Source organism: Bacillus sp. FSL E2-8900 (assembly GCF_037966225.1).
In the GTDB taxonomy this organism is placed as follows: Bacteria; Bacillota; Bacilli; order Bacillales; family Bacillaceae_G; genus Bacillus_A; species Bacillus_A cereus.
This window is the reverse complement of the sequence record NZ_CP150193.1, coordinates 4368569-4380404: the sequence shown is the minus strand read 5'-3', so window position 1 is coordinate 4380404 and position 11836 is coordinate 4368569. Positions and strand designations below refer to the sequence as shown.

The following is an 11836-nucleotide window of genomic DNA, read 5'->3' as shown; positions in this document are numbered from 1 at the left end:
AATAAAAAACTGCTAGGAAATCCTAGCAGTTTTTTTCAGCTTCTTGACGCTGACGTTCAATTTCAGCACGAAGTTGTGGTTCCGGTGCTTGCCAGCCTTCTGGCTTTAGAATCTTACCGTCGCCTTCACGGAATCGAGGCTTCCCATCAGGGAATAGTTTTGCCATGTTGGCGTTGTTTACAATTTCGAATCCTTTATCAGGACGTACGCCCATTTCGGCAAACGTGCCGAATGCAAAGTAGATAAGATCAATTAGTGCATCGTATTGATCTTCAACAGTCGTTGCCTCAAGAAATTCTTCTAGTTCTTCCTGCATAAAACTTGCACGGATTTTTGCACGCTCTTCTGTTAATTTTGTTGGAGTATTTGTTACAGGATGTCCGAATACTTCATGCATTTTTGCAACAAGTTCATATCCTTTATCTAAACCTTTTTCGTTTGTCATGTTGTTTCATCCTTTCTTACGTTATGCCGAAGTTTATTGTAACATAAGGTGATTATGAAATGAAAAGAACATCTTATAGAAATAAGATGTCCGCTCGTTATTCTTCTTTCTTAATTAAAATAGATAAAATAAGATCAATACCGAATATACCAACGAGTAACATTGGTATAACGACAAGTAAATAACGTGTGAAGGAAACATTTTTTAAGTATGTATGAGCAAATAAAAAGACGGCGAGAAATAAAATACCATTTAAAATAGGCTTTACTAATTTTTTAGACATAAGCTCCCCCATAAATATCTTCTCTCTCTATCTAAAATAAAAACTCCTCTCTCCGTTGTATCATGCTGGAGAGAGGAGTTCAATCATTTCTCATTCAATTACACCAGAATTTGTAATGTCTACGGTATATTTTATAGTAACGGGAACATCTTTGTACATTTGTTTCCACTCTTCTAATTTGAATGGACGATAATGTTGCTTATATTTAGCTCCTAGCCCAAGAGGGTCGACATCTAGAGATTTAAAATGCTTAATTAATTTCTTACCTTGTGTCTCCAATTGTTTTTGAACGACCTTCTCAATCTTTTTTGTATTCTTAGCATTCTCTAAGTTAATCTGTTTCGATACTTCTTGAATACGAGCCTCAAGTTTAACATGTATGGAAAAGGAAGGCTTACCATTTTTTATTTTTATATCGTATGTTGGAACAGAACGAATATTATTAATCATTACGTACCCAGGATCTGCTTTAAATTCATGTGAATCTAACTTATGTTTTTCTAAAAGTCCTTTGAATATAAACATATCTTTTTCTGCAATTTTACCAACATATTTATCCTTTTTAAAAAGACCAATTCCCGTTATTTTTATTTTATCACCATGTTTCTTTAAAATTGGAATATAGTAGTCTTGCCCTTCTTGATAATAACGGAATGCTCCTATATGCAGATTATCTGTTGGTAAAGGACCGGTCTCCATATTATGTTCTAGCATTTTTTTTATATAAATTGCAACGTTGGATGAAGTCGTGTACTTTCCTTTTAAAAGTTCAGTACCATTACCTTCAAGTAAAGCAACATATAAGGCATTCCCGATGTTTACATCACGAATTAATGTATCGAAGGAAGCAACCATTCCTTTCTTAGCAATTCGGGTGGTAAATAGAGCAACCCGCATTTGCCCGCTAGCAAATGGTTGAGAAGACTCTAAAGATGTGTCAGCTTTTACTTGTTTTACCGCATTTGCTGTTCCTTCAAAAACTTGAACTTTGTTTCCTTTTTGCTGAATAGGACAAACAAATGTTACCTTTATTTTATTATCTTTTGCTACATCGAAGACAGTTCCTTGGATAAGGTGTACGTCATCGATAATATTTTTTTGTAAACATCCAGTTAGACTAAAGAGTGCTATACAAGAGATAAGTATTAATTTTCTTTTGATTTTTTCCATTTTCTTTTCACCCACACAATAATAAATAGAATTGGGATGTATACATAAATGAGCCAAAAGCTTCCTTTTGATGCATTACTAATAAAATTATTAATATCGTGTCTGTTTGTTAGAAGTTGTGAAACAATGAGGGTGATAAACATAAAAGCGATTAAAACACCTCTTTGTTTTACACGGAATATTTCGTGCGTTGCTCTCGTTGCCGCCCACAAAGGTAGAATAAAACTTGTAATGATAACGAGGGCATAAGCTGAAATTGCGATATATTCTAGCCTTTCTATGAATGGTAATTGAACAACTTGGGTCATAGAAAGTTGGGCCCATATCGTTTTTAGCAATTGTTTTTCACTAAAAAACGAAAAGGCTAAAAGAGTGCTAAATAAATATAGAAGATTTGAAAATAGTGCTCCAAGCTGAGCGTATTTATGAGATTGCATAGGCTTTTTCACAAATGGATACACCATGAGGTAAATCTCAAAACCAGTCATACTGTAGATTGACACTTGAGCGGATTTTAAAATGTCTGAAAAAGAATGTGTGAATATAGGCAGTAAATTCTCCCAATGTGAATATTTCAAAACGAATAAGCTTAAAAATAAATATCCCAATGTACCACCAACAGAGATGACGCAAATACCGGTAATGACACGAAATCCAGAAGAGACAATGTAATAGCTAACTAAGCATAAAAAGAGTGTTAACATCCACGTGGAAGCAGTTGGGAACATCCATACTTGAATAATTTCAACATACGTTCGAATGACCGAAATACTGACGATTAAAAAATAAGCTGCAAAGATGATATTAAAGATATTCCCTATCCACTTTCCAAACGTTTGTCGTTGTAAATCAATTAAATTTCCATTTGTTTCTTTTAATAAAAAATACATCATCCATATAAGGAGATGGATACAGAGTCCTGTGATTAGAACGCCGATCCAGCCGTCGTATCCAGCGGCCTTTGCGGTGATTCGAGCAAATCCGAGAACGCCAGCTCCAAACTGTGCACCGTGAATTAAGAAGAAAACAAAGATAGGAGATATTTGATATTTTTCTTGAACTTTACTCATCAATGCACCTCATCTCTTAATCATCAAAGTCTGATCTATGTTTTGTTGAAATTCCTTTAGCAGCTTTTTTTACATGTTGTGGTCTTGCTTGTACATCTCTTGTATCGATCATTGTTAACGGGAAACGAATCCAAGAGTCTTTAACAGATTGTTGTCTTGTCGGATAAAACAAAGCGTACGGTTTACGTAAGGAAGTAAGTCTAAATAGATGGGTAAATAAAAAGATAAACCCAAGAGAGATACCGAAAAGCCCCCCTATTTCCGCGAATGCTAGAAACGGGAAACGTAGTAATCGAACAGCATTACCCATTTTATAAATAGGTGTAATAAAAGAAGCGAGTGCTGATAGTGCAACGATAATTAATAAAATATTACTCGTTAACCCAGCTTGTACAGATGCTTGCCCGATTACGATACCGCCTACAATACCGAGTGTTTGCCCAACTTTCATCGGTAACCTCGCCCCGGCTTCTCTTAATAAATCGATTGCGAGTTCTAGAAAGAGCGCTTCAATTAAAGGTGGGAATGGTACTTGTGCCCTTGATAAAATCAAAGTTTCAAGTAAATCACTCGGAATAAGTTCATAATGATAATTTAAAACTGCAACGTATAACGGTGTAGCACATATCGAGAATAGAACGGCGATAAGGCGTAAAATCCTTGAAAATGTAGCGTACATCCAGGAGACGTTATAGTCTTCTGGTGAAATGAAAAAATCGAAATAGGATACAGGTGTTAGTAAAACACTTGGAGAACCATCAACAAAAATAGCGATTTTTCCATCAATTAGTGCTTTTGTAACTCTATCAGTACGTTCTGTATTGATATAGAGAGGGAAAATCGATTTTTCACCCATTAATTCTTGTAAATAAGCACTATCATTAATTTGATCATATTCAAGAGCGCGTAATGACTCGTCGAGAAAATCTATATTCTCTTTTTCAGCGAGGTTGTCTAAATACATCATGACAACTTTTGTTTTTGAAAACTCGCCAATAATCATTTCTTTTGTTTGTAAATCTAAAACAGGAAGACGTTTTCGAACTAAATTAATGTTTGTATCAATATCCTCTACGAAACCTTCTTGCGGACCAATAACAGTTGATTCGTTTAAAGGAGGGGTTGGTGCACGATAATTATCAATTGCAATGTTTGCAAGCATACATTTTTGATCTTGCTGATTCAATTGAATAATCGCATGCCCCTTTAAAACCATATCCTCAATTTTCTGTAAGTCGTTTGTAATTGTAATGCCGCTCATTGGAATATGTTCTTTCAGCTCTTCTAGTGAAGCATTAGGTCGTTCCAAAAGAGTAGGCATTAAATATTTTTGTAATTTCTCTCCATCAAGCGAAGGACGATAGTAAGAAATCCAATAAGGCATCGTTTCATCGTCGGATGTATGATAATTCACAAAATCACTAGATTTTTTCAGCTTCTCTATTAAATTTTGTAAAGAATGGATACGGTCTTTTTCTGGTTTCGTAAAATCATAAATACTATTACCTTTAGAGTTTTGTTGCTTACTTTGAGAAGGTTCATCTTGCTTAGCGTTTTGTTGTTTATCTTGAGACGAATCACCTTGTTTAGCACCTTGTTGTTTATCTTGAGAGGAATCCTCTTGTTTAGTACTTTGTTGCTTATCTTGAGAGGAATCCTCCTGTTTAGAGTTTTGTTGCTTATCCTGAGAAGAGTCCTCTTGTTTAGCACTTTGTTGTTTATCTTGAGAGGAATCCTCCTGTTTAGAACTTTGCTGCTTATCCTGAGAAGAATCATCTTGTTTAGAACTTTGCTGCTTATCCTGAGAGGAATCCTCTTGTTTAGCACTTTGTTGCTTATCTTGAGAGGAATCCTCCTGTTTAGCGCTTTGTTGCTTATCCTGAGAGGAATCTTTTTGCTCGTTATTTTTACCTTTATTATGTTTCATACTTCTAGTCTGTTCTTTGTTATCATCCTCTGCATTGTTAGAATGCTGCTCCTGATTATCTGTTTCGTTTGCTTCTAGTTTATTTGATTTTTTTTTCTTACGTAGCCAATTCCAAATCATGTGTATGCCCTCTTTAATCTTGTAATATAGTGCTATTTTGTGGCTAATTTTGTATATTATTCATTTATTTATGAAAAGAAGAAGGAGATTAGTTTGCATAGAAAAAAATCTTTAGTAAGCAGTTCATACTATAACGGGGAGAGGAAGAGTCTGTGCAAATTGTAAAAAAGGAGAAGTTTGTTTTAAAAGAGTTTACGTTTGAAAATGGCAGGGAAATTCCTGTTCAAATGGGATACGAGACATATGGCACTTTAAATAGAGAAAGGTCAAATGTGATTTTGGTTTGTCATTATTTTAGTGCAACAAGTCATGCGGCAGGAAAATATACAGTGCATGATGAGGAGTCTGGTTGGTGGGATGGGCTCATTGGAGCTGGAAAAGCAATTGATACAAATAAGTATTTTGTTATATGTACAGATAATCTTTGTAATGTGCAGGTGAGAAATCCATATGTGATTACAACAGGACCGAAATCGATTAATCCAGAAACTGGAGAAGAATATGCTATGGATTTTCCGGTTTTTACATTTCTTGATGTAGCTCGTATGCAATATGAGTTAATAAAAGGTATGGGAATTTCAAGGTTACACGCTGTAATTGGACCGTCGGCAGGGGGAATGATTGCACAACAATGGGCGGTTCACTATCCACATATGGTAGAGCGGATGATTGGCGTTATTACGAACCCACAAAATCCAATTGTTACGTCAGTAAATGTAGCGCAAAATGCGATTGAAGCAATTCAACTGGATCCAAGTTGGAAAGATGGAAAATATGGAGAAGAGCAGCCGATAAAGGGGCTTCATTTAGCAAATAGAATGATGTTTATGAACGCGTTTGATGAGTATTTTTATGAAATGGCATTTCCTCGTAACAGTATAGAGGTAGAACCTTATGAAAAGTTTTCTACACTAACATCATTTGAAAAAGAAATAAATAAAGCGACATATACAAGTATAGAGTTAGTAGATGCAAATTCATGGATGTATACTGCAAAGGCAGTTTTATTGCATGATATTGCACATGGGTTTTCTTCACTAGAAGAATCTCTTTCTAACATAGAAGCGAATGTACTTATGATTCCATGTAAACAAGATTTGCTTCAGCCGTCTCGTTACAACTATAAAATGGTAGATATTTTGCAAAAACAAGGGAAGTATGCGGAAGTGTATGAGATAGAAAGTATAAATGGGCATATGGCGGGAGCATTTGATATTCATTTATTTGAAAAGAAAGTTTATGAATTTTTAAATCGGAAAGTATCTAGTTTTGTTTAGAAGACAAATGATGGGGAAAAGGTGCAATGTTTGTAGTAGGCACCTTTTTTCACATGATTTGTAGACGGAAAATATATGTGGCAATTGCTATACCGAAGAATGCGATACTAAGCAATAGAAATAAGAATGACATTTCTTGGGGTGATTTTATTTTTTTAGTATTTTTCATACTAAGAGTAATAATTGCAGCGATTAAGAAAATGATGCCCATTATGAAAAGGGAAAGTGTCATTTTCATTGGCTCCTTTCATAAGACAAGTATATTGAGGATACAATGCAAGAGTTATGTTTGTAAAGAATAAGTTTTGCGAGAAAATTGAGAAATAGTTTTTCGATTCTTTGCGTTCTTTCTTTTGCGTGCTAAAATTGGTAGAGAATGTTTGTGAAAAAGAAACTAAAGGTTTTATTGTATATAAGGAGGAACTACATATGACAGAAGTTAAAACAATTACTACAGAAGAGGTACAAGAGCGTTTAGAAAATGGAGAAACGTTATTTCTAGTAGACGTAAGAGAAGATGAAGAAGTAGCGGCAGGAAAGATTCCAGAAGCTGTACATATTAAAATGGGCGATATCCCACATAAAGTAGATTTCTTTAATAAAGAGAATGAATATATCTTTATTTGTCGTTCAGGAATGCGCAGTGAAAATGTATGTCATTATTTAAATGAGCAAGGGTTTAAAACAGTGAACATGGTTGGCGGTATGCTTCAATATGAAGGTGAAACGAAATAGTTAATAGTTAAAAACTTGAAACGAGTCTGTTTCAAGTTTTTTTCTTTTGCATACAGTATAAAAAAGGAGGAGGGGGAAATGGGAATTAATTTGCGTAAAGTGAAAATTATTAATAATACAGGCGCTGTTAATGTCGGTGACTGTTATGATATCTCGCCTTTAGCTGTGGCAAAAGTATATGCAGGTGCTGGAGGATCGAGTGCGGCTATTTTTTTAAATGGAAAAAGGCAGCCAGAAGCGGTGATTAGAACATCGGTATTTCTTCCGCCTTTGGCAACAAGTACACGTACGTTAGGTTCATAAAGGAAAGGTAGAGTGTAATTATGCCTGCGCATATAAAAGAATTTGTTATTGTTAATAATACTGGAAATATATTTACCGGTGATAATTTGAGTGATACTTCATTTACTGCTTCGAAATCATATAGTGGTTCGATGGGATGCACTTGGATTGATGTTGTTACAGTAATAGGGACGGAGACAAAGCTTTGTTTACAACCAGGAGATTCTGTCACAACAACATATACAAGAGGCACTCCTGCTGGTACTGTAACAGGAACAAATATGGGGCAAAGTGTAAATGCATCGGGTATAGCACAAGCTGTCCCTAATACAGATAATATGGATTCAATTGCAGGACTCCCTTAAGGCATTAAGGGAGTTTTTATTATTTAAAATAAAAATAGTCTTGGAAATTATTTTTGTAAATAGATTAAGAAGAGGCTTATTTATTATGAAAAAGACGGTTTGTAGGTGGTGAAAGTGTGAAGAATCGTGATAATAATCGGAAGCAAAATTCGTTAAGCTCTAATTTTAGAATTCCACCCGAACTTATTGGGCCTACTTTCCCCCCTGTTCCAACTGGATTTACAGGTATAGGGATTACTGGTCCAACTGGTCCACAAGGCCCAACAGGACCTCAAGGACCAAGAGGATTACAAGGTCCGATGGGGGAGATGGGCCCGACAGGACCTCAAGGTGTGCAAGGGATACAAGGATCAGTTGGGCCAATAGGTGCAACTGGACCAGAAGGACAGCAGGGGCCACAAGGATTGAGAGGACCACAAGGAGAAACTGGAGCGACAGGACCTCAAGGTGTGCAAGGGTTACAAGGTCCGATTGGTCCAACGGGAGCGACTGGGGCACAAGGTATACAGGGGATACAGGGATTACAGGGGCCAATTGGAGCGACGGGACCTGAGGGACCTCAAGGAATTCAAGGCGTCCAAGGGTTACCGGGTGCAACTGGTCCACAAGGAATACAAGGAGCACAAGGGATACAAGGACCGAGTGGAAATACAGGTGCAACCGGAGCGACTGGAGCAACTGGTCAAGGAATAACAGGACCGACTGGAATAACAGGTCCAACTGGAATAACTGGACCATCTGGAGGACCTCCTGGTCCGACAGGGCCAACTGGTGCGACAGGTCCGGGTGGCGGACCGAGTGGAAGTACAGGTGCGACTGGAGCAACGGGGAGTACTGGGGCTACAGGAAGTACAGGGGTAACAGGAGCAACGGGAACTACAGGTCCGACTGGAAGTACGGGAGCACAGGGCTTGCAAGGAATACAAGGAATTCAAGGGCCAATTGGCCCAACAGGTTCAGAAGGACCGCAGGGGATTCAAGGTATTCCTGGTCCGACGGGAGTAACTGGTGAACAAGGAATTCAAGGAGTTCAAGGTATTCAAGGGATAACGGGAGCAACAGGAGATCAAGGTCCGCAAGGGATACAGGGGGCTATAGGTCCTCAAGGGGCCACAGGAGCAACAGGAGATCAAGGTCCACAAGGAATACAAGGAGTACCAGGGCCATCAGGAGCAACAGGACCACAAGGAGTTCAAGGGATACAAGGTCCAATGGGCGATATAGGACCAACAGGTCCAGAAGGCCCAGAGGGACTTCAGGGCCCGCAAGGAATACAAGGAGTACCGGGGCCAGCTGGAGCAACGGGTCCAGAGGGGCCACAGGGGATACAAGGAATTCAAGGACCGGTAGGAGCAACAGGCTCACAAGGTCCCCAAGGAATTCAGGGAATTCAAGGTGTGCAAGGGATAACGGGAGCAACAGGAGTACAAGGAGCAACTGGAATTCAAGGTATACAAGGAGAAATAGGAGCAACGGGTCCAGAGGGTCCCCAAGGAGTGCAAGGTGCTCAAGGGGCGATTGGTCCAACAGGTCCAATGGGCGCACAAGGAGTGCAAGGAATACAAGGGATTCAAGGCCCAACAGGTGCACAAGGAGTGCAAGGTGCTCAAGGAATACAAGGAATTCAAGGTCCGACGGGTGCAACAGGAGATACGGGAGCAACTGGGGCGACAGGAGAAGGCACTACAGGCCCAACAGGAGTAACTGGTCCGACAGGGGTAACAGGACCATCTGGAGGACCAGCAGGACCGACCGGCCCAACGGGGCCATCAGGTCCGGCGGGAGTGACTGGTCCATCTGGTGGACCACCTGGCCCGACAGGAGCAACTGGGGCGACAGGAGTAACAGGGGATACCGGGGCGACGGGCTCAACTGGAGTGACAGGAGCGACAGGAGAAACGGGAGCAACCGGAGTGACGGGTTTACAAGGTCCGCAAGGAATCCAAGGTGTGCAGGGAGAGATAGGTCCGACGGGTCCCCAAGGTGTTCAAGGTCCCCAAGGAATTCAAGGAGTAACGGGGGCCACTGGAGATCAAGGTCCGCAAGGGATTCAAGGCCCACAAGGTGACATAGGTCCAACAGGCCCACAAGGAATTCAAGGCCCACAAGGTTCTCAAGGAATCCAAGGAGCGACAGGGGGAACAGGAGCACAAGGCCCACAGGGAATCCAAGGTCCGCAAGGTGACATAGGTCCGACTGGGCCACAAGGTCCAACTGGAATCCAAGGGATACAAGGAGAGATAGGTCCAACAGGTCCAGAAGGCCCAGAGGGACTTCAGGGCCCGCAAGGAATACAAGGTGTGCCAGGGCCAGTTGGAGCAACAGGTCCTGAGGGTCCTCAAGGGATACAAGGCATTCAAGGACCGGTAGGAGCAACAGGCCCACAAGGTCCACAAGGAATACAGGGAATACAAGGTGTGCAAGGGATAACGGGAGCAACAGGAGCACAAGGAGCAACTGGAATTCAAGGGATACAAGGGGAAATAGGAGCAACAGGTCCAGAGGGGCCCCAAGGAGTGCAAGGTATACAAGGGGCGATTGGTCCAACAGGTCCGATGGGCGCACAAGGAGTGCAAGGTATACAAGGGATTCAAGGAGCAACAGGAGCACAAGGAGTGCAGGGACCACAAGGAATTCAAGGAGTGCAAGGTCCGACGGGAGCAACAGGAGAAACGGGATCAACCGGAGCGACGGGAGAAGGATCAACCGGTCCAACAGGAGTAACCGGTCCAACAGGGGTGACAGGCCCGTCAGGAGGCCCAGCAGGACCGACCGGCCCAACGGGGCCATCAGGTCCGGCAGGAGTGACAGGTCCATCAGGTGGACCACCTGGCCCGACAGGAGCAACAGGTGCGACAGGAGTAACAGGAGATACCGGGGCGACAGGCTCAACTGGAGTGACAGGAGCAACAGGAGCAACGGGATCAACCGGAGTGACGGGTTTACAGGGTCCACAAGGAATCCAAGGTGTTCAAGGAGAGATAGGTCCAACCGGTCCACAGGGTATTCAAGGTCCACAAGGAATACAAGGAGTAACGGGGGCAACTGGAGCACAAGGTCCCCAAGGAATTCAAGGCCCACAAGGCGACATAGGTCCAACCGGCCCACAAGGAATTCAAGGTCCACAAGGTCCTCAAGGAATCCAAGGAACGACGGGGGCAACCGGAGCACAAGGCCCACAGGGAATCCAAGGTCCGCAAGGTGACATAGGTCCGACCGGCCCACAAGGCCCACAAGGAATTCAAGGCCCGCAAGGAATTCAAGGTCCAACGGGAGCTACAGGAGTAACCGGAGCGACAGGTCCACAAGGGATTCAAGGTCCACAAGGAATTCAAGGCCCGCAAGGAATTCAAGGTCCAACGGGAGTTACAGGAGCAACCGGAGCGACAGGTCCACAAGGAATTCAAGGCCCGCAAGGAATTCAAGGTCCAACGGGAGCTACAGGAGCAACCGGAGCGACAGGTCCACAAGGAATTCAAGGCTCGCAAGGAATTCAAGGTCCAACGGGAGCTACAGGAGCAACCGGTTCACAAGGTCCAACTGGAGATACAGGTCCAACCGGAGCTGGAGCCACTGGAGCGACCGGGGCGACTGGAGTTAGTACAACTGCAACGTATGCGTTTGCGAATAATACATCAGGAACCGCTATTTCCGTTTTATTAGGGGGTACGAACGTACCGTTACCGAACAATCAAAATATTGGCCCAGGAATAACCGTTAGTGGTGGAAATACTGTATTTACAGTTGCGAATGCAGGAAACTATTATATAGCCTATACAATTAATTTAACGGCAGGTTTACTTGTAAGTTCTCGTATAACTGTAAATGGCAGTCCGCTTGCGGGAACGATAAATGCCCCGACAGTGGCTACTGGTTCATTTAGTGCAACAATAATCGCTAACTTGCCTGCTGGAGCTGCTGTTAGCTTACAGTTATTTGGAGTAGTTGCAGTAGCTACATTATCTACAGCAACGCCAGGGGCTACCCTAACTATTATTAGATTAAGTTAATAAGCAGAAAACCTTGAAACTTTTATGTTTCAAGGTTTTTTTATCTTTGTATTTGTAAGTAAACCTCGTTAACCAGGGGAGTGGCTCCCCTCTAATTATTTAAAGTTTCACTTTATTCTCTTGAGCAAAAACATCGCAGTTCGAAAATATAT

11 protein-coding genes are annotated in these 11836 nt (G+C 41.4%); 5 read left to right on the top strand and 6 right to left on the bottom strand.

The window, feature by feature from the left end; translation table 11 throughout:
• Positions 1–22: 22 nt before the first annotated feature.
• From NST90_RS22440 to NST90_RS22420, 5 genes are all read right to left on the bottom strand, one after another.
• Positions 23–445 (bottom strand): hypothetical protein, encoded by a 423-nt coding sequence (locus NST90_RS22440; protein WP_000180554.1) that lies wholly within the window; start codon positions 443–445, stop codon positions 23–25.
• A 97-nt stretch (positions 446–542) separates the two neighbouring features.
• Positions 543–728, bottom strand: coding sequence for a hypothetical protein (locus tag NST90_RS22435; protein WP_000038775.1), 186 nt, complete (start codon positions 726–728; stop codon positions 543–545).
• Positions 729–818: 90 nt separating this feature from the next.
• Positions 819–1898, bottom strand: a complete 1080-nt coding sequence (locus NST90_RS22430) for a Ger(x)C family spore germination protein (RefSeq protein WP_000411372.1) — start codon at positions 1896–1898, stop codon at positions 819–821.
• A complete protein-coding gene (locus NST90_RS22425) occupies positions 1874–2968 on the bottom strand; it encodes a spore germination protein (RefSeq protein WP_025710018.1) in 1095 nt (364 codons plus the stop codon). The genes NST90_RS22430 and NST90_RS22425 overlap by 25 nt, the downstream gene beginning before the upstream one ends.
• A gap of 16 nt (positions 2969–2984) precedes the next feature.
• Positions 2985–5015 (bottom strand): spore germination protein, encoded by a 2031-nt coding sequence (locus tag NST90_RS22420; RefSeq protein WP_080342276.1) that lies wholly within the window; start codon positions 5013–5015, stop codon positions 2985–2987.
• A gap of 152 nt (positions 5016–5167) precedes the next feature.
• Between NST90_RS22420 and NST90_RS22415 the strand changes: the two genes are divergently transcribed.
• A complete protein-coding gene (locus NST90_RS22415) occupies positions 5168–6292 on the top strand; it encodes a homoserine O-acetyltransferase (RefSeq protein ID WP_001167623.1) in 1125 nt (374 codons plus the stop codon).
• Positions 6293–6341: 49 nt separating this feature from the next.
• Here NST90_RS22415 and NST90_RS22410 read toward each other — a convergent pair whose 3' ends face one another.
• A complete protein-coding gene (locus NST90_RS22410; RefSeq protein ID WP_000175905.1) occupies positions 6342–6524 on the bottom strand; it encodes a hypothetical protein in 183 nt (60 codons plus the stop codon).
• Positions 6525–6721: 197 nt separating this feature from the next.
• On the opposite strand from NST90_RS22410, the gene NST90_RS22405 reads away from it, so the two are divergent.
• The 4 genes from NST90_RS22405 (at position 6722) to NST90_RS22390 (ending at position 11684) form a co-directional block, all read left to right on the top strand.
• A complete protein-coding gene (locus tag NST90_RS22405; RefSeq protein ID WP_000141207.1) occupies positions 6722–7027 on the top strand; it encodes a rhodanese-like domain-containing protein in 306 nt (101 codons plus the stop codon).
• Between the two features lie 78 nt (positions 7028–7105).
• A complete protein-coding gene (locus tag NST90_RS22400; RefSeq protein WP_000512463.1) occupies positions 7106–7330 on the top strand; it encodes a spore germination protein in 225 nt (74 codons plus the stop codon).
• A gap of 20 nt (positions 7331–7350) precedes the next feature.
• Positions 7351–7674 (top strand): hypothetical protein, encoded by a 324-nt coding sequence (locus NST90_RS22395; protein ID WP_001110852.1) that lies wholly within the window; start codon positions 7351–7353, stop codon positions 7672–7674.
• Positions 7675–7790: 116 nt separating this feature from the next.
• Entirely contained in the window at positions 7791–11684 is a 3894-nt protein-coding gene (locus NST90_RS22390; protein WP_000796081.1) for a BclA-related collagen-like exosporium protein, read from the top strand.
• The last annotated feature ends 152 nt before the right edge of the window (positions 11685–11836 follow it).